General features: G+C 63.4%; 15 protein-coding genes. 10 read left to right on the top strand and 5 right to left on the bottom strand.

The window, feature by feature from the left end:
• Nucleotides 1-197: 197 nt before the first annotated feature.
• Both LB538_RS22255 and LB538_RS22250 read right to left on the bottom strand, forming a co-directional pair.
• Nucleotides 198-1,370 (bottom strand): NAD(P)/FAD-dependent oxidoreductase, encoded by a 1,173-nt coding sequence (locus tag LB538_RS22255; protein ID WP_224529723.1) that lies wholly within the window; start codon nt 1,368-1,370, stop codon nt 198-200.
• 17 nt (nt 1,371-1,387) lie between these two features.
• Nucleotides 1,388-2,707 carry an aspartate aminotransferase family protein gene (locus LB538_RS22250; RefSeq protein ID WP_224529726.1) on the bottom strand — a complete coding sequence of 440 codons (1,320 nt, stop codon included), beginning with the start codon at nt 2,705-2,707 and terminating at the stop codon, nt 1,388-1,390.
• A 552-nt stretch (nt 2,708-3,259) separates the two neighbouring features.
• Between LB538_RS22250 and LB538_RS22245 the strand changes: the two genes are divergently transcribed.
• Both LB538_RS22245 and LB538_RS22240 read left to right on the top strand, forming a co-directional pair.
• Complete coding sequence (locus tag LB538_RS22245) at nt 3,260-4,141, top strand: hypothetical protein (RefSeq protein WP_224529728.1); 882 nt, start codon at nt 3,260-3,262, stop codon at nt 4,139-4,141.
• A 57-nt stretch (nt 4,142-4,198) separates the two neighbouring features.
• A complete protein-coding gene (locus LB538_RS22240) occupies nt 4,199-4,969 on the top strand; it encodes a hypothetical protein (RefSeq protein WP_224529730.1) in 771 nt (256 codons plus the stop codon).
• Between the two features lie 33 nt (nt 4,970-5,002).
• Here LB538_RS22240 and LB538_RS22235 read toward each other — a convergent pair whose 3' ends face one another.
• A complete protein-coding gene (locus LB538_RS22235; protein ID WP_224529732.1) occupies nt 5,003-5,983 on the bottom strand; it encodes a GlxA family transcriptional regulator in 981 nt (326 codons plus the stop codon).
• 301 nt (nt 5,984-6,284) lie between these two features.
• On the opposite strand from LB538_RS22235, the gene LB538_RS22230 reads away from it, so the two are divergent.
• The 6 genes from LB538_RS22230 (at nt 6,285) to LB538_RS22205 (ending at nt 11,928) form a co-directional block, all read left to right on the top strand.
• Entirely contained in the window at nt 6,285-7,145 is an 861-nt protein-coding gene (locus LB538_RS22230) for an FAD binding domain-containing protein (RefSeq protein WP_224529734.1), read from the top strand.
• On the top strand, nt 7,145-7,621 hold the full coding sequence (locus LB538_RS22225) for a (2Fe-2S)-binding protein (protein WP_095768250.1): 477 nt from the start codon (nt 7,145-7,147) through the stop codon (nt 7,619-7,621). Before LB538_RS22230 ends, LB538_RS22225 begins: the two co-directional genes overlap by 1 nt.
• 2 nt (nt 7,622-7,623) lie before the next feature.
• Entirely contained in the window at nt 7,624-9,888 is a 2,265-nt protein-coding gene (locus LB538_RS22220; protein ID WP_224529743.1) for a xanthine dehydrogenase family protein molybdopterin-binding subunit, read from the top strand.
• A gap of 173 nt (nt 9,889-10,061) precedes the next feature.
• Nucleotides 10,062-10,307, top strand: coding sequence for a MoaD/ThiS family protein (locus LB538_RS22215; RefSeq protein ID WP_140726707.1), 246 nt, complete (start codon nt 10,062-10,064; stop codon nt 10,305-10,307).
• A 972-nt stretch (nt 10,308-11,279) separates the two neighbouring features.
• Entirely contained in the window at nt 11,280-11,456 is a 177-nt protein-coding gene (locus LB538_RS22210) for a hypothetical protein (protein WP_224529744.1), read from the top strand.
• A 283-nt stretch (nt 11,457-11,739) separates the two neighbouring features.
• A complete protein-coding gene (locus tag LB538_RS22205) occupies nt 11,740-11,928 on the top strand; it encodes a hypothetical protein (protein ID WP_224529746.1) in 189 nt (62 codons plus the stop codon).
• A 240-nt stretch (nt 11,929-12,168) separates the two neighbouring features.
• Here the strand turns inward: LB538_RS22205 and LB538_RS22200 are convergent, their stop codons facing one another.
• A complete protein-coding gene (locus tag LB538_RS22200) occupies nt 12,169-13,008 on the bottom strand; it encodes a WYL domain-containing protein (RefSeq protein WP_224529749.1) in 840 nt (279 codons plus the stop codon).
• A gap of 190 nt (nt 13,009-13,198) precedes the next feature.
• Between LB538_RS22200 and LB538_RS22195 the strand changes: the two genes are divergently transcribed.
• Both LB538_RS22195 and LB538_RS22190 read left to right on the top strand, forming a co-directional pair.
• Nucleotides 13,199-16,330, top strand: coding sequence for an N-6 DNA methylase (locus LB538_RS22195; protein WP_224529751.1), 3,132 nt, complete (start codon nt 13,199-13,201; stop codon nt 16,328-16,330).
• Nucleotides 16,327-17,022 carry a hypothetical protein gene (locus tag LB538_RS22190; protein WP_224529754.1) on the top strand — a complete coding sequence of 232 codons (696 nt, stop codon included), beginning with the start codon at nt 16,327-16,329 and terminating at the stop codon, nt 17,020-17,022. The genes LB538_RS22195 and LB538_RS22190 overlap by 4 nt, the downstream gene beginning before the upstream one ends.
• 30 nt (nt 17,023-17,052) lie before the next feature.
• Here LB538_RS22190 and LB538_RS22185 read toward each other — a convergent pair whose 3' ends face one another.
• Nucleotides 17,053-17,475 carry a DOPA 4,5-dioxygenase family protein gene (locus LB538_RS22185; protein ID WP_224529757.1) on the bottom strand — a complete coding sequence of 141 codons (423 nt, stop codon included), beginning with the start codon at nt 17,473-17,475 and terminating at the stop codon, nt 17,053-17,055.
• Nucleotides 17,476-17,799 lie beyond the last annotated feature (324 nt).

Raw genomic sequence — 17,799 nt, 5'->3', positions numbered from 1 at the left:
AAAAGATGCTGGGCGCCTCCCCGGCAGAATGGCGACGGTATCAGTCGCTTCTTTTCTCATTTCGGCCGGTCGTGAACTCTTCGCTCGCGGCCGAAATCAGTATCCTCCAGAACCCTATTAAAGGCGACCGGATAGTTAATCGATGGTTAACGGGGACGCTCGCATCTTACGCGTCAGGGGCCAGCTTGATGCATCGGTCAGTGACCGAGGATGTTGCGCTCGGCCGACGGCGCCAGGCTCTGCGAACCGGGCACCGAAACCGGCGCACCCTGAAGCACCCAGTCGGCCGCGATCTGGCCGATCACAGGGGCGAGCTGGATGCCGTAGCCGCCGGCGCCGGCAGCGGTGATCAGCGTCGGCTCCGAGGCATCGAATGGTCCGACGAAGGGGCGATGGTCGGCGGTGACGGGATAAAGGCCCGCCCACCCCCGGCCGAGTCGCGCGCCCGGCAGGTCGGGCACGCGTTCCAAAAGCAGCTCGGCCAGATCGACCTTCGACTGCTCCTCGCACTGGTCGTTGTAATTGTCGGGGTCCTCCGGCGCGATCGAATTCACTTTGTGGATTTCGGCGATCAGCTCGCCTGGTTTTTCGTGGCGGAAGTTGAGCCCGCTGCCTTCGCCGTTCACGAGGTCCATCACCATCGGCATCGTGTAGCCGAGCGGCTCGTCAAGATGGATGACGACGGCCTCGTGGCGCTCGGGCCAGATGTGGAGGCGCTGGCCGAAAAGCGCGGCGACCTGCGGCGCCCAGGCGCCGCCCGCATTGACCACGACATCGCAATCGATCAGTCGTCGCTCGCGATCGACCGGGCCGCCGTCGGTTTCCAGCGTGTAGCCGCCCGGGCGCCGTTGCACCCCGACCAGCTTGCGGTACTGACGGATTTCGCCGCCCTTGGCGCGGACGATGCCCGCAAGGAAATTGCACATCTCATGTGGATCGAGAAAACCGTTGTCGGGCCCGAACAATCCGCCTTCGAGCCCGTCAGGATTGATGTGCGGAACAAGATCCCTGAGCTCGTTCGCGCGGACGAGACGCGACCTCAGCCCCGCCTCGGCCTGGATTTCGACCGATCTCGCGAAGAGCTCCATCTGACTGGTCGTACGCGCCAGCCGCAGATAGCCGATATGGTTGAACCGAAGCCCCTCGCCTTCCCATTCGCGGAACCGGCGCAGCGAATGGACGCGCAGCATGATCTCGAACGGGTCGGTGAATTGCGATCCGACGACGCCGACGGACCGGCCGCTCGACCCCGAGGCAATCGAGTGCGCTTCGAGCACGGTCACGCGCGCGCCCTGCTCGACGAGGTTGAGCGCCGTGCACATGCCCAGCGTGCCGGCTCCGATCACCACGACATGAGGAGAAGCTGTCATCTGTGGTCCGCCTGCTTTCACGACTGCGCGGCGACGTCGCCCAAGGTCTCGTCGATCGCTTGAAGAATGGCGCTGGCATCTTCCTCGGTCATCGGCGTCGACAGCGCGAACAGGCCGTAGCTGGCGGACAGAACGCCGCGGCCAAGCAAACCCTTGTGGAAGGTGTCGAACTTCCTGTGCTCGGCCGGCCCTGGGTAGATCGAGCGGTAATCCGTGACGGGATGCGACGTGAAATGAACCTTGAACAGCGAGCCGAGGCCGACGCATTGGCCTGCAAGCCCATGCTTTTCGAATGAGGCGGTAATCCCTTCGCGCAACGATGCGCCAAGCCGATCAAGATGGGCAAAACTTTCTTTCGTCAGCGCCCGCATCGAGGCAAGGCCGGCGCGCATGGTCACCGGATTGGCGGTGAAGGTGCCGCCATGCGGCAGTGCGGGCTTGCCTGCGGTTGGATCGAACACCGTCATGATATCGGCGCGCCCGCCGACGGAGCCGACCGGAAAGCCGCCGCCGATGATCTTGCCCAGCGCCGTCAGGTCGGGCTCGATGCCCCACAAGCCTTGCGCGCCAGACCATCCCAGCCGAAACGAGATCACCTCGTCGAAGATGACGAGCGCACCTGCGGCATGGGCGATCTCGACCATGGCGTGGAGGTAGTCGCGGCGCGCCGGTATGAGGCCGGCACGGTTGGGCATCGGGTCGATCAGCACCGCCGCGATGTTGTCGCCGTCGGTGGCGAAGACGGCGCGCAGTGCCTCGCTGTCGTTGAAGGGCACGGCGATCACGTCCTCCAGCACGCCGCGCGGCGTGCCCCTGGCATAGGGCGTGGATCTCGGCAGATCGCCCCAATTGGCGGGCGATGAGTCCAGGCTGACTTCGGCGAAATCGTAGGATCCGTGATAGGCGCCTTCGATCTTGACGATCTTCGGCCGCGCGGTGAAGGCGCGCGCGGCCTTGATCGCCATCATCACGCCCTCGGTGCCGGAGTTGGTGAAGCGGATCTGGTCGACGGAGGGCAGCCGCTCGACCAGCAGCTCGGCAAGCTCGATCTCGCTCAGCGTCGGGGCGCCGAAAGCGGTGCCGAAGGGCAGCTGCTCGACGACGGCCGCGGTGACATCGGGATGCGCATAGCCATGGATCATCGCGGTGAAATTGTTGATGCAGTCGTAATAGGCATTGCCGTCGACGTCCCAGACCCTGCACCCCTCGCCGCGCGCGGCGTAGATCGGAAACGGATCGACGAAGACCGTGGTGCGCGTATTGCCGCCCGGCATCACCTTCCTGGCGCGCTCGAACAGGGTTTTCGATCCAGGCATGGCGTCGGGATAATGCGGCATGGCGTTCCGAAGGCGAATTCGACTGTTGAAACAGCGGCGCGCCGCTCGTCACGAAGCTACGGCTCGTTTGCGCGCCGGCGCAATCGGCCAGACCGGTCATGCGACCCGACCAGGGTCACCGCGGACCCTCATCATTTTGCGCAGCAGCAACCGCGCGCTTAGACTGCCCGACATTGATCAGCTCGCCATCGAGAAGTTCTGCTTCGAGACGATCAATCATGACATCTAGTCCATTTGGATGATGCATCCTGCCCCTAAAGGCGTACCTGGTATAAGCAGCCCGTCAACTGCGCAAAATACAAGTTGTCCAAGCTGTAGATGGAGTTCAACACGGAGCGAACCGCCAAGACCGAAAATCTTAATTTTGCGCACGCACAGCCGCTATGACGTGTTTCTTGAGCATCGCGAAGAATACCGGCAGACAGAGGACCGTGGCCAGTGACGTCCATACATGGATCTTACGAGGAGTTCGAAGACGACCCGCGCCCGGCGTGGGTTCGCTTCAGCATGCGCCACTGGAGGTGGAGCGCCATTCCCGGATGCATCCTCCTCTTGGCAGCGGTATCTCCCCCAGACAACAGCGCCGAAATCCAGCAACAGATCGCGGCAGCGCGAGGCGAACTGGCGTCGACAAAAGCGCAACTGGGCCTGAGTCAGGATGCCGAGCGCACAGCAAGCGCCCAGGCAAGGCTGTTGGCCAGCACCTCCGCAGAGCAGACAAAGGCCCTGAGAGAGGCGAACCAAAGCAACGGAACCCTCAAACTCGATCTGGAAGCGGCGCAGCGCGTCATCAAAGACTTGAAGGCACAGTTGATTTCTGCAAACGAAGCACGCAACGCTGTGGAAGCGTCCCTGGCCGAGGCAAATCAATCGGTTGCCGAAGAGCGCCATAAGGTCGAACAATTCGAGCACGAACTCGCCATGGCTCGCCAGGCCGGCGAGGCCGATCAGAAACGCGCAAATCTGGCTGCGGCCGAGCGGGCCACCGCCCTAAAGGACCTCCAGCTCGCGGTTACTGCCGCAAAGCATGTCAACCAGGCATTGGATCTGGAACACGCGCGCGCGGTTTCGGCCGCAAGCGATGCCGATGACGCCCGTCGGGAAAGAGACGCTGCGAAGCAGGCATCTGCCGACTTGAGCGCAGCGCTGGAGCAGGAGCGTCAAAAGCTGACCGACATGTCCGTCGCTCTCACCGCTGCGCGAAAGGCGATCGACCTGGTCAAGGCGCAAAGTGCGCGCCGCACAGCGCAGACGGAGCGCGCGCCCGGGACGCGTTCCGCCGCGGTTCCACTTGCCAGCCAGGATGACCAAGCTGTCCGCCGAAAAGGCTTGCAGGATAAGAACAGAGCGAAGATCCCAAGATCACCGAAACGGGTTCTGGTGGCGACGACGATCACTCTCCCCGACGCGTTGCTTCCGACCCCGCCTCGATGATGATGGTCAGCAGTACATTTGGATTGGCACGAACGCATGCCCAGGAGGGGTCCTGAAATGGGCAAATACGTGGCGGTCGCCTTGATGATCGCAGCCGCTACCGGACCGGCGGCCGCCCTTGATATCGGCGGTGGCGGCAAGGTCGGCGGCATTGGCGTCGGCGCTGGCGTGAGCGCCGGATCACAAGGTGTCTCCGCTGGCTTGGGGTCAAATGTCGGCGGCTTGGGCGGCGCAAGCGTTGGCGCGTCGGTGAGCTCAGGCGGTGTCAGCCTTGGCGCGTCGGCAGGTGCAGGAGGGGCGAGCCTTGGCGCGTCCGCGAATGCTGGTACCGGGTCCATCGGCGCCAGCGTTTCGACGGGTGACGCTGCAGGCAGCGCAAGCGCGGGCGTGTCGACGGGTGCCGGCACGGCAACGTCAGGCACCGGGGATACCGCGCCCCCCGACAACCCCACCGTTTTCTCTGCAAAAAGCGCAACAGCCGCAATCAGCCTGCCATCCGTCCTCAAACCTTCCAGCGCACGTGGCGGGGAGTTCGGGCGGTTTGGAGCGGGGTATCCTTTTGCGCCCCTTGTATCGCTGAAAGCGAAGCCAGGCACGCCGCCCAAAGTCGTGAGCGCTTGCCGCGCGGCGATCATGTCGGCCACGACGCCGCTTGGTGCTGTGCGCGTATACGCGGTCAGCGCCGGTCCGATGCGCCAACGCAAAGCCGGTCTGGCGGCGCCGATCGAGGTGCGAATAAACTATGCGCTTCCAGGCGGCATCCAAGTGCGACAAGCGAAGGTCCTGTGTCGCCTTGGTGCGACGGGGAAAGTCATCGCCGTGACATAGAGACCAGCTTGCCGAGGTCGTCCACAGGGACCGCTACTTGGCAACGTCATTCACCAAAACCCGATTCGGGTGCCTGAGATTGGTCGGCGTGATGCCGGCCTGTTGGCGAAAGACACGGCTGAAATGGCCGGCATTGGCAAAGCCGCAGCGATAGGCGATCTCGCCGATCGCGAGGTCGCTGCCTTCCAGCAGCGATCTGGCATAGTGAACCCGCAGCGCCAGATAGGCGGCCATCGGGCCGATGCCGAGCTCGGCGCCGAACAGGCGCTCGAGCTGGCGGCGCGAGCAGTTCTGCCTGGCGGCGATCTCGGCGACCGGGATCGGCTCCTGCAGATTGCTTTCCATCAGGAGCAGCGCCCGCTTCACCGCGCGGCTCGCGGCCGCTGGAAAAAGGTCGCCGACCGGCTGCACGTCGCGGCTGGAGCGGATGCGGTCGAGCACGAGGATCTTGGCCGCCTTCTCCGCCGCCTTCCGGCCGATGAATTGCGAGACGAAATAGCCGGCAAGGTCGGCCGCGCCCGTGCCGCCGGCGCAGGTGGCGCGGCCGCGGTCGACGGAATAGAGGCTGTCGGCATGGGCGTTCACATCGGGGAACTCGGCGCGAAAATCCTTGATGTGGAACCAGCTGACCGCGGCGCTGTAGCCGTCGAGCAGGCCGTAGCGCGCCAGCACGAAGCTGCCGGTGCAGAGCGCGGTGAGCGGCACGCCCTTCTGCGCGGCGCGCAACAGGAACGCCTCCTTTTCCGAACTCAGCTTGCGGCTGGTGTCGAGCAGGCCGCCGACCACCACGACATTGTCGAAATCCTCCGGATTGCCCATCGCTCTCGTTGGCAGCAATTCGACGCCGCAGCTGGCGCGGATCGGCAGGCCGCGCTCGCCGACGATCTCCCAGTCGAACTCGATCCTGCGGCTGCGGTCGCCCTCGTCGCCGGCGAGTCTCAGCGTGTCGATGAACAGCGACAGCGGCGACAAAGTGAAATCGCGCACCAAAAGAAATGCGAACTTCTTGGCCATGCTTTTGCGAGCCGACGCCCCCTGCCTTGTCTCAAAGCCATCTTCGACCATTCCGCACGGTCGGCGCTGCTTCGCCAACGCCGCCACGCAGGCAATAGGCGACGCGCATGGCGTTAATCGCATGAATGGCTCCGCCGGGCGATTGCCGCATCCGGCTCTGTCGCGCTGCCTGCCCCTGGCCCGCCATCTGGGCGCATCTGGAATAGGGCTCTGGCCCAACCCGGACATGCACGAACGGGATGGCCATTATAACCAGACGCTTTATAACGGGCGATCCGATTATGACCACCAAGGGGAGACGATGCGTTACATACGTCCGCTTTCAATCGAAGATGCCGTTGGCGAGCTCGCCAAGGCAGTAGGCCCGGCCGCGATCCTGGCCGGGGGCAGCGACCTTTTGGTGAGGATGAAGGGCGGCTTCATCGAGCCCGAGCTGATCGTCGACATCAAGGCCATCGGCGGCCTGGCCGACATTGCCGAGACGGCCGACGGTTTTCGGATCGGCGCCGCGGTGCCCTGCGCGGTGCTGGGCGAGAACAAGGCGCTCCGCAAGGCATGGCCCGGCGTGGTCGAGGCGGCCAACCTGATCGGTTCCAAGCAGGTGCAGGGACGCTGCACCATCACCGGCAATCTGTGCAACGCCTCGCCCGCCGCCGACAGCGTGCCGGCGCTGGTGGCGGCCGCGGCACAAGCAGTCGTCGCCGGGCCTTCGGGCAAGCGCACGATTGCCGTGGAAGCCGTGCCGACCGGACCCGGCCGCACATCTCTGGCCAAGGGCGAGATGATCGAAGCTATCCTGCTCGACAAGCGGCCTGAGCACGCGGGCGACGCCTATCTGCGCTTCATTCCGCGCACCGAGATGGACATCGCGGTGGTGAGCGCCGGCGTCAACCTGACGCTGGACGAGAAGGGCGCGATCAAGACCGCCCGCGTGGCGCTCGGCGCCGCCGCACCCACGGTGCTTCTGGTCGAAGAAGCCGGGCAAGTGCTGGTCGGCTCGAAGCTCGACGAAGAGACGCTGGAGCGGCTGGCGAAGATCTGCGCCGGCGCCTGCCGCCCGATCGACGACAAGCGCGGCACCATCGAATTCAGACGGAAAGTCGCGGGCGTGCTGGCGCAGAGAGCCGCAACGACCGCCTACAAGCGTGCGGGAGGCAAATAATGGCCGGTATAGCTGTATCAACCACGATCAACGGCGACGCCGTCGAGTATCTGTGCCAGCCCGATGAGACGCTGCTGGACGTGCTGCGCGACCGGCTGGGGCTGACCGGCGCCAAGGAAGGCTGCGGCACCGGCGACTGCGGCGCCTGCAGCGTCATCGTCGACGGCAGGCTGGTCTGCTCCTGCCTGGTGCTGGGTGCGGAAGCCGAGGGCCGCAAGGTCGAGACCATCGAGGGTATGGCGCATGGCGACCAGCTGCATCCGCTGCAGCAGAAGTTTTTGGAGCACGCGGCCTTGCAATGCGGCATCTGCACGCCGGGCTTCCTGATCGCGGCCAAGGACCTGCTGGAGAAGAACCCCTCGCCCACCGAGGAGGAAATCCGCTTTGGGCTGGCCGGCAATCTTTGCCGCTGCACCGGCTATGACAAGATCGTGCGCGCCGTCCAGGATGCGGCAAACGTGATGAAGGGAGCCTGATCATGAACTTCGATCCGCGCTACTCCGGACGCAATTTCTCCTCGGTCGGCACCCGGCCGGTCCGCCCCGACGGCGTCGACAAGGTGACGGGACGCGCCCGCTATGGCGCCGACTTCAACATGGCTGGCCAGCTGGTTGGCCGCGTGCTGCGCAGCCCACACGCGCATGCGGTGATCAAAAGCATCGATACTTCGAAGGCGGAAAAGCTCGCCGGCGTGAAGGCGGTGATCACGGCCAAGGACCTGCCCGACCTCACCGATGGCGATGCCGCCATGTACGACATCCTCGACAACTGCATGGCGCGCAAGAAGGCCCTCTATGACGGCCATGCGGTCGCGGCGGTGGCGGCGATCGACGCCCGCACCGCCCGCCAGGCGCTGAAGCTGATCGAGGTCGACTATGAGGTGCTGCCGCATGTCACCGATGTCGACGAGGCGGCGCAGCATCACGCACCGCTGATCAACGATCAAGTCTATACCGAGGGCCTGGAGGAAAAGCCGGCCAAGCCCTCCAACGTCACCAAGCGCACCCAGTTCGGCCATGGCGATGTCCACAAGGGTTTCGCCGAGGCCGATTTCATCGTCGAGCGCTCGTTCAAGACCGAGCAGACGCATCAGGGCTATATCGAGCCGCATGCCTGCGTGGCAAGCGTCAACCCGGACGGCACGGCGGAGCTTTGGGTCTGCACGCAGGGCCATTTCGTCTACCGCCAGCATTGCGCCCAGCTGCTTGGGCTCGAAGCCTCGAAGCTGCGCGTCACCTCGTCGGAGATCGGCGGCGGTTTCGGCGGCAAGACCCATGTCTGGGCCGAGCCGGTGGCGCTGGCGCTGTCGCGCAAGGCCGGCCGTCCTGTAAAACTGGTGATGACCCGCGACGAGGTTTTTCGCGCCTCGGGCCCGACCAGCGCCACCTCGATCGACGTCAAGATCGGCGCCAGGAAGGACGGCACGATCACCGCGGCGGAAGCGACGCTGCGCTATAGCTGCGGCCCCTATGCCGGCTCCTGGGCCGAGATCGGCGCCATGACGGCCTTCGCCTGCTACAAGCTCGAGAACGTCAAGACCGTCGGCTACGAAGTGCTGGTCAACCGGCCGAAGACCGCGGCCTATCGCGCGCCCTCCGCGCCGATGGCCGCCTTTGCCGTGGAAAGCGCGGTGGACGAGCTCGCCAAGGAGCTCGGCATGGATGCGGTGGACTTCCGCATCAAGAACGCCGCGCAGGAAGGCACGCGCTCGTCCTACGGCCCGGTCTACGGACCGATCGGCATCGGGCCGACGCTGGAGGCGGTGAAGAGCCATCCGCACATGAAGGCGCCGCTGAAAGCCAACCAGGGACGCGGCATGGCCTGCGGCTTCTGGTTCAACTTCGGCGGCCAGACCTGCACGGATCTGAACATCGGCATGGACGGCACGGTGTCGCTGGCCGTCGGCACCGTCGATGTCGGCGGCTCCCGCGCCTCGCTGTCGCTGGTGGCGGCGGAGGAGCTCGGCATCGACTACTCCAACGTCAAGGCGATCGTCGCCGACACGTCCTCGCTGGGCTACAACGACATGACCGACGGCAGCCGCGGCACCTTCTCCTCTTCGATGGCGACGATCTCGGCCGCGCGCAACGCGATCAAGATCCTCAAGGATCGCGCCGCGCAGATGTGGGACATCCCGGTGGAGGACGTGACCTGGGAAAAGGGCCACGCCATCGCCAAGGGCGAGAAATACGGCAACCTCTCGCCGCTGTCACTGAAGGACATCGCGGCCAAGTCGGGCACGACCGGCGGGCCGATCGCCGGCCATAGCGAGCTCGTCGCCGACGGCGCCGGCGTGTCCTTCGCCACGCATATCTGCGACGTCGAGGTCGACCCCGAGACGGGCTCGACCAGGGTGATCCGCTACACGGTGGTGCAGGACGCCGGGAAAGCGGTGCACCCGACCTATGTCGAGGGCCAGTACCAGGGCGGCGCCGCGCAAGGCATCGGCTGGGCGCTCAACGAGGAGTATATCTACGGCAAGGACGGGCGGCTGCAGAACGCCGGCTTCCTCGACTACCGCATCCCGGTCTGCTCCGACCTGCCGATGATCGACACGCAGATCCTGGAAATCCCCAACCCCAACCACCCCTACGGCGTGCGCGGCGTGGGCGAAACCTCGATCGTGCCGCCGCTGGCGGCAATCGCCAACGCGGTGTCGAACGCGGTCGGCGTGCGCATGACCCACATCCCGATGTCGCCGCCGCGCATTCTCGCGGCGCTCGACGCGGAACGGGAAGGCTGAGAGGTATCCAAGCTAGGGCAAGGTGTGGTGAGATTCAGGTCAGGCCGAGCCGAGAATGATGGCTTCCGAGAACCGGAGCGGAGCGTACTTGACGTACGTGAGCACCGGAAGCGCAGGAAGCCTTCATTCGCAGGCCGGCCTCACCTGAAATATCGACACACCTTGAGGCGCTAATGGTCGCCGTCACCCTCTGGGGCTCGCTCAGCGCCGTCGCCGGCGGCAAGGCCAAGCACGAGATCGAGGCCAAGGACATAAGGGAGCTGTTCCGCAAGCTGGCGGAACAGTATCCCGGGATCGAGCCGTGGATCGATCGGGGAATTGCCGTGGCGATCGACGGGACGATTTACCGGGATACGTGGAGCAAGGAACTGCCGGAGGGGGCGGAGATTTTCTTGCTGCCGCGGCTGGCCGGGGGGTGAGTGAACCGGCGGCTGGCCGTCACGACGCCTACCATTGGCTGTCGAGCCGCTCACGCAGTTCCCGCTGCTGTTTGATTTCGGGCGGCGACGAATCGACAGAACCGCTGCAGCACGCAGGCGCCCCAGACACCGGCGAAGATATCCGCAGCCACCTCCAGCCGCGGGTTTCCTTGGCTGGCGCCATGATATCGGCACTGTCGAATTGAAACCGGCATGTCCGGCGACCGTGCCGGCCGCTTGGGGTGGCGCTTACCGTCTAAGCCCGAAAAAGCTCAAGATCGCGAGAATGACGACGACGAGGCCGATGAGATAGATAATGCTGTGCATGGCACATCCTCCTATGGAGGATTAATAATTAGCATGCGCTAATGTTCCCGGCGGGCGGCTGCTCCAAGCGTCCTTCGTTCGGCAGGCGCCCTGTCTCCAGTCCGTGCCCCCCTCGGTCAGGCTCGCGGGCACCACCCGCTTTCGAGCCGCTCATGATTATCGGGCTGGTTATCGGTTTGGCCGGTCTTCCCGCACAACGTTGTAGAGAAGAAGCCCCGCGGTCAAAGACACGACCGCACCCAGCATGTCGGGTCCGGTCAGCCCCGAATAGTACACAAAAGCGAATGCCAACTCGGCCATGGTTCCACCTGCAATCCTTGCTGAGAGAACCCTTAGGGCGCGCTAATGTTCCTATGGTTCGGAATGGATCTGAGAAGTCCCGCCTGCCCATGATAGGCGCCGAAGAATGTTGGGTTCCACAGATGGGCCCTCTCTCCGACTGAGGTCCCATTCGCCAGCGCATTGGTCCATCGCGCGAAACATAATCCCTGCGATCTCATTAGGGCTGCGCTGACGAGCAATCAGTCCCTTCATCGTCAGTTGGCTGGATCGCCCGCCACCTGCTCCCAGGTGGTGGGCATCCGAAGAAAGAACAGGGGCTGGGGACAGAGGTGGACAATGTCGATTTCCGAGGAGTTGCGGGACGTGAGTCTCCGCTATGAATGCCCGAATTGCCGCCGGCCGATCATCAGGAACGGTTCATGGTTCAAGTCGGTGAGCACCTTCCGGTGCGATGCCTGCAAGACCAAGCTCAGGCTTGGCTATTCGGCCAAGCTGGCGCTTTTCGAACGCCACGGCAAGGCGGCGTTTTCGGGGGCGTGACCTATGCGCATGAGTGCCCGCGAACCTTTTGGCGAGCAGCAGCTTGCTTTCCGAGAGCGGTGGGAGATGCCCCCGACGGCCGTAAACGACAACAGCGCGCTCCATCACCGCGATGTTTCCAATCTCGTCCCGGCCGATGACGGTCTAGCAAGGGTCGCCGCGAAAGCAGAGCGGATGGGCATTGCGGCGGCCGTGGCGATCGGCCTTTTCATCGGGCCGGTCGTGTTCACGTGCCTGATGCTGAGCGTGTGGAACGCGGCGTTGGACAATAACGGAGGCAAGCATGATCGAGACGTCCAGGATCCTGGAAACCAAGGTGGCGGGCTTGCAAGACAGGCTGAGGGAAGCCAAGCTCAGCATGGATGACATGCTGGCCTTTCAAAAGGTCGCGGACGTGCTGGACAACGGCCACGGCGGCATCGACGTCGACGACCTGATCGCGCTTTCGTTTGTCCTGCCGGAGGAAGGTTGAGGGGTTAGGCGGGGCCGGTCCAAGCTGGGGAAGTCATCCTCTGGGGCTCGTTCGGCGCTGTCGCCGGAGGCAAGGGTAAGCTCGACATCGAGGCCAAGGGACGTAAGGGAGCTGTTCCGCAGGTGAGCGGCGAGGTCGCCGCCATTGGCCCATACCAGCGTTTCGATCGTCGTGGATCGGCCGGTTGCAGGCCGGGAGCTTTGATTGAACCGCTCGACAAAAACGCCATTTTGGCCAAGCTCAGTCCGCCGAGCCAGGGCGATCAAATTCCCGGATTTCGCCGTAATTGCGCAGCCAGATTGGGGTCGCTTGGCCGGTATGGTCTGCCGGACGCAGTCGCAAATGATCGAGCACATAAGGGATCATTGCTTGGCGCGGCTCGATCCGCACCGCGAAGCCTCCGTCGGGCATGCGGCGCATCCCGAACTCACGGGCAGTTACCTCCACCTGCCCAGGTGACAGACCTTCGATCAGGCTGATCTCCAGCGCCGCGCAATCATGCCATTGATCGTCACGGGGTAAATCTTCACCGGCTTCGCGAGAGGCTGCGGCGCTCAGAATCCTCGCCAAGGCCAAGTCGCGATACGCCTGATGTCGTCCATCCCATCCCCGGACGAGCCATCGCTGCCCGGTGAAGATCATCGCACGTGGCATAAATAAACGTCGAACCGCATCGGGTGTCGCCATCGATTGGTAAGTGATGTCGAGTGCTGCGCCGGCAGTGATGGCTCGGCAGACTGTCACGAGCAGCGGCTGATCGATCGCCACTGGAAGTGCCTGGACCACATCCACCGGTGGTGTGAAGCCGAGCAATCGGCCGCGGTCCTGACTCGGCAGGGTCACCGAGGCGGCGATGGTGCTCAGAATGCTCGACGTGTCTTCAGCCCCGAACAGGGGCTTGAAGGAATCTGTTGGCCGGAAGCACTTTTCCGCCACGTCATAGCGCAGATTGCTCGGTGCCATTTCCCGATAGCGGTGAAAATCGGAGGTGACGTGGCTGACGCTGACGTCGAACGTCGCCGCGACCGCACGCCTCCCGACCTGCCCCGTCCACAGAGCCGCCCGATCAATGAATCTCAATCTACGCATCTGATCGGCCGACGGCTCCGCCCCGGGCGCCTTCCTAGGCCGTCCGCGTTTGCCGGTCGTCCGATCGAATTCCGAGAGGGATGCACGTGTCATAATTTAAAATGACAATCTAAATATAAAAGTCTATCATTTTTTTATTCAGGACTAGCTGGATGGATGCATATCCGTCAGAGTGGACAAGATGAGTGAACGCACCGATCTGGCTGGCCCGTGGGTCGACGATCTCGGCTATGACCGGGTGGCGGGCGCGTTCGTCGTCGGCGACAGCGCTGCAATCGACGGCCATCCCTTCGCGCCCGAGTTGCGTGCGATCTTCAACTCGGAGCGTGGCCCCGCTGGCGCTGCAGTATTCTGTATAGATCGGGTCCCGACAGTCTGCCTGCTCGACCAGCGCCGACTGAGTTCGCATGCGGGAGAGCGCCGCGATGAAATGCGTGCCTTTTGCGAACGGCTCTGGAATCAGAACCTCGCACGAGTTGTGCTCGTCGCCGACGCGGTATGGATCGAGGCTTGGTCGGTCGACAATCCCGATGCACCGCCGCAGCGCTATTCGATTGCGGAGCGCGAGGAAGTCCGGCGCGCTTGGTCGGTGAGCGGACTTTTAGGCGGCGAGGCGCTACGCAATCGCGACAACTGGTTCGATCCGCACAAGCGGGTCGACAAGGTGCTACTCGACAACATCCTAGTGCTGGTCGAAAAACTCATTGGATGCGGCCTGAATGCACCGGCGGCACGGCGCTTGGTCGCACGGCTGATCTTCATCACCTATCTCGAAGACCGAGAGATCGTCGGCGAAACCTATCGTACATTGCGCGAGGTGCGTCCCCTTTACGACCTAATAAGCGAGGGCGATCGTACAGGCTTGCGCAAGCTGATCCAGAAACTGCGAACCGACTTCAACGGCGACTTCCTGACCAGCGCGGACAGCGAAACGGGATGGGAGAATCTGTCGGATGAGGCCTTTAGCTGGATCTTGCAGTTCTTGGACCGTACGACGTTGCGGACGGGCCAAGCAAGCTTCTGGCGCTATGACTTCAGCCAGATTCCGATCGAGCTAATTGCTAGCATCTACGAAACTTTCCTTGCTTCCAAGGACTCCGGCACGGAGGAAGCCGGAGCTGACAAAGCGAAGCGGAAGCAGGGCGCTTATTATACTCCCCGGCTGCTCGCTGACTGGGTCGTTGATCTGGCGATCGCGGACCGCGACATTCTCAAAGAAAGAATTTTCGACGGCGCGTGCGGCTCAGGAATGTTGCTGACGGCGGCCTTCCGCAGGCTCATCCGAGCCCTGGAGGCCCGCAAGGCCCGAGAGGGCCAGCCAGCCGAGGCTGACTTCGCGACGCGGCGAAAGCTTCTCCTCGACCATATCTTCGGCGGCGATATCGATGAAGATGCCTGCCAACTTACGGCGTTCAGCCTCTACCTAGCACTGCTCTCCGACCTCAACCCTCGCGATCTAGCCGAGCTCCGTAGGGGCGGCCACAAGCTGCCGACGCTTGCTGGCAATATCCGCCGCGGAGACCAGGGCGACTTTTTCAGCAGGGCGAGCGAGGCAGCAAACCGCGCGCGCTACGGGATCTTCCTATCCAATCCGCCATGGCGCGAGCTCCGCACAAGCGAGGCCGCCACCAAGTCGGTGAAGGCATGGCAGCAGCGCCAAGTTGCGCCGACTCCGCATGTGCCCAAGCGGCAGATCGCGGCTGCCTTTGCGCTGGGCGCCGCCGACACGTTGAAGCCTGGAGGGCGCGTTGCGTTGGTCCTTCCGGTCACACCGTTCGTATCGGGGGACCCAACACAGCGCGATTTTCGCGCGCACCTGCTGGGCCGCTACCGGATCGAGAAAATTGTTAATTTTTCGGACATGCGACGTCTGATCTTCGCCGACGCCGTGCATCCGTTCGTGGTATTGATCGCCTCGGCCCGTGCCCGCGACGAACGGTTCACGAGCGTAGAACAGGAGAGCTTTGAATATTGGACCCCCAAAACCGACATATCGCTCGCCTTCGGGCGGCTCGCCGTTCATGGCGGAGACCGCGCCGATTTGTCGGCAAATGCACTTCTTAGCGACGATGCGCAGCTTGCCGTTCGTTATTGGGGCTCCGATGCCGATATCGCGCTATTGCAGCGGCTCAGACGCCGGGGCAGCATCCGCGATCTGACCGCAGCGGGCTGGCTTGACGCCAAGGGCTTTCATGCGAAGGACGAGGACGTCCGCAGGCCGCAGGAATCCTGGTATCAAGAAGTGCCGGATTGGATGGCGCGAGAAAGGTTTCTGCCTGCAACCGCGCTGCCCAAGGACCTTCCGTTTGTGCCGCAGAAGAGTCTGCGCCCCTTCCCGCTCGATCAGATCGCACGCGCTCCCGAGGAGCGGCTGTTTAGGGGGCCGCGAGTGCTGTGGACCGACGGCGCCCACCCTGCGGACGGCGTGAAGGCAGTCTATACAGAAGCACCGTTTTCGTTTCAGCATTCGCTCGCGGTTCTGTCCGCACCGGATACCGAACAAGGCCGACTCACAACGCGATTCCTGACCGCATATCTGCGCTCCCCTATGGGCTTGTGGCTCCTCCTTCTCCTGAGCAGCAGTGTCGCGTCCGAACGGCCGAAGCTTCATGTGCGCGAAGCACTGGATTGGCCGTTCTGGCCGATCGACCGACATCCCGCACCCGACGAAGCCAATTCGATCTTGGCCGAAGTCGATGAGCTACTTGCGACGGTGGAAGCGGAGGAAGAGCTTCTTCAGCCGCATCGCTGGAGCGATATTCAATATCGGGTCAATAAGCTGGTCTATGCCTACTTCCGGCTGACGACCGACGAGATCGCTATGATCGAAGAGCTGTCCACGCTTGCCGGCGCCGCACTGCAGCCGACCAGCCTCCGACATCAGTCGCTGATGAAACCGTTGCGCCAAGCGCCGTCGATCCAGCTGATGCAGGGTTATGCGGAGGCACTGTGCCAGACACTTTGTGAATGGCGCAATGCCACCGGGGGCACGGGCGAAATCCGCGTCGCGACCTGGACTGGCCGCAGCGTTCCCCTGGGTGCGGCGGTTCTGACGCTTGGCGAGAGCGCCACTGCTGATCGGTTCGGGGATGACAGCATAATTGAGATACTTGCAAGCGCGCTTAAGCGGGTGACCGATCGTCCAGTCGAGAATTTGCTGACGATACCGGATATGGCAGTCGTAGACGGCAATCGCATTTTCCTGGTCAAACCACTGGTGTCGCGATTCTGGATGCGTCGCTGTGCCATCGAGGACGCCAACCGCTTGGCGTTGCAGCTGCAGGGCGTGTCAAAAGAGCGCGCGCGCGCGTGATGCAATTGTCGGGGCTGAAGGCCAACTCGGATTGGACCTATCTGGTTCGGCGCCCGCCTGCATCTGAGATTTTAACTTATCTCGTCGCGAAATGGCAGGAATATGAAGCATTATATTCCGGCATTGGCGAACCTTTCGCGAGCCGCGACGAACCGGCGCTCACCGAAGGCCTCGTCGCCTATCTCGATGCGCAACATCAGGAGGGCAAGCAGCCCTTTCACGGCGAGTTTTTCGCCGAGCTCAAGCGATATGACCTGCGTCCCGACGGCAAGCGCGCGATCATCGGCCGCTCCGATATCGAATGGCGGCTGTCGGGATCGCCGAATTTCATCATCGAGTGCAAAGTGATTGGCAATGGACGGCCAGCAAAAGCCTATGTGACCGACGGCATGATCCGATTCGTGGATGGCAGATACGCGCCGCGGTCTGCCGAGGGCGCGATGTGGGCTTTCTTGCGTCCGGGCTCCGCCGAAACCGTCATGCACGTCGAAGCGATAATCGACAGTCACGTGGAGCCTCTCAGGTGCCAGATCGAGGACGGGATGCATCGGATCGCACCGTCGACCCTCGCGCCGGCAACCGCCAGCTTCGATTCACTGCATCTGCGCGCTCCGTCCTCACCCGCAATCCGGTTGGCGCACATCTTCGTGTCGATCTCACCACATCCAATTTCGCCATCCGAGACGATCTGACCTTCACCAGGCTCCGGTCACCTGGAGTCGCTAAACCCCCAGCGTCGGCTCAGTATTCACCTCCAGCGCCTCCTCCGCCTCGTCCTCGTCGCCCAGCACCTCGCCCTTCACCGGCAGCGCATGGCCGATCCAGATCGGGTCGACCAGGTGGTCGCGCTTGGGGTTGGTGGTGTTGGGGTGGATGAGGATGCTGAGGCCGCCGTGGTTCAGCATCAGCCAGGGGACCAGCGTGGCGAAGATTTCGGTGGCGAAGGAGACCTGGTACATGGCCTGCTCATGCGGGCCGACCGGCTCGTCGCGCCAGTTGCCGAGGCGCACGCGGAAACGCTCGCCGATGCGCTGGCGCAGCCATTCGGCCTGCCGGCGCTGCGCCTCATCGCCGTAATAGATATGGGCGTGATAGCTGGCGATTTCCGAAAGCGGTCTCGGATCGTGCAGTCTGGTTTCGTTCATTGCGATGGTCCCCTCCCGGTGGTTCCAGTCTGTCTCGAGGAACTCTAGGCGGTTCTTCGGTTCATGGAAACGGCAAGCCGCTCTACAGACTGTTCAGTGTGTTTGGCCGTAATCGCAGACGGCCTCGCCCCGTCTCGGCGCTGCGCGCCGAGCCTCTCCTCCCCACTTCGTGTACGGCATGCACATTTCCAAGCGGTTGGCCTTTGGCGATGGCGTGCATGGAAGCTTGGCGCATGTATTGTCTTATGCAGCGCTGGTCGACCCCCACTCCGTCTCGGCTTCGCCGAGCCACCTCTCCCCCGATCGACGGGGGAGAGGAAAGGC

Origin of the sequence: Mesorhizobium sp. Ca11, from assembly GCF_020165275.1 — a bacterium.
In the GTDB taxonomy this organism is placed as follows: domain Bacteria; phylum Pseudomonadota; class Alphaproteobacteria; order Rhizobiales; family Rhizobiaceae; genus Mesorhizobium.
Note: the sequence above shows the minus strand (reverse complement) of the source record. Positions and strands in the feature narration are given on the sequence as shown.

Excerpts from the sequence above, each read along its gene's own strand:
- LB538_RS22255 (WP_224529723.1), bottom strand. The coding sequence starts at position 1,370 with ATGACAGCTTCTCCTCATGTCGTGGTGATCGGAGCCGGCACGCTGGGC.
- LB538_RS22250 (WP_224529726.1), bottom strand. The coding sequence starts at position 2,707 with ATGCCGCATTATCCCGACGCCATGCCTGGATCGAAAACCCTGTTCGAG.
- LB538_RS22240 (WP_224529730.1), top strand. The coding sequence starts at position 4,199 with ATGGGCAAATACGTGGCGGTCGCCTTGATGATCGCAGCCGCTACCGGA.
- LB538_RS22235 (WP_224529732.1), bottom strand. The coding sequence starts at position 5,983 with ATGGCCAAGAAGTTCGCATTTCTTTTGGTGCGCGATTTCACTTTGTCG.
- LB538_RS22230 (WP_224529734.1), top strand. The coding sequence starts at position 6,285 with ATGCGTTACATACGTCCGCTTTCAATCGAAGATGCCGTTGGCGAGCTC.
- LB538_RS22225 (WP_095768250.1), top strand. The coding sequence starts at position 7,145 with ATGGCCGGTATAGCTGTATCAACCACGATCAACGGCGACGCCGTCGAG.
- LB538_RS22220 (WP_224529743.1), top strand. The coding sequence starts at position 7,624 with ATGAACTTCGATCCGCGCTACTCCGGACGCAATTTCTCCTCGGTCGGC.
- LB538_RS22215 (WP_140726707.1), top strand. The coding sequence starts at position 10,062 with ATGGTCGCCGTCACCCTCTGGGGCTCGCTCAGCGCCGTCGCCGGCGGC.
- LB538_RS22205 (WP_224529746.1), top strand. The coding sequence starts at position 11,740 with ATGATCGAGACGTCCAGGATCCTGGAAACCAAGGTGGCGGGCTTGCAA.
- LB538_RS22195 (WP_224529751.1), top strand. The coding sequence starts at position 13,199 with ATGAGTGAACGCACCGATCTGGCTGGCCCGTGGGTCGACGATCTCGGC.
- LB538_RS22185 (WP_224529757.1), bottom strand. The coding sequence starts at position 17,475 with ATGAACGAAACCAGACTGCACGATCCGAGACCGCTTTCGGAAATCGCC.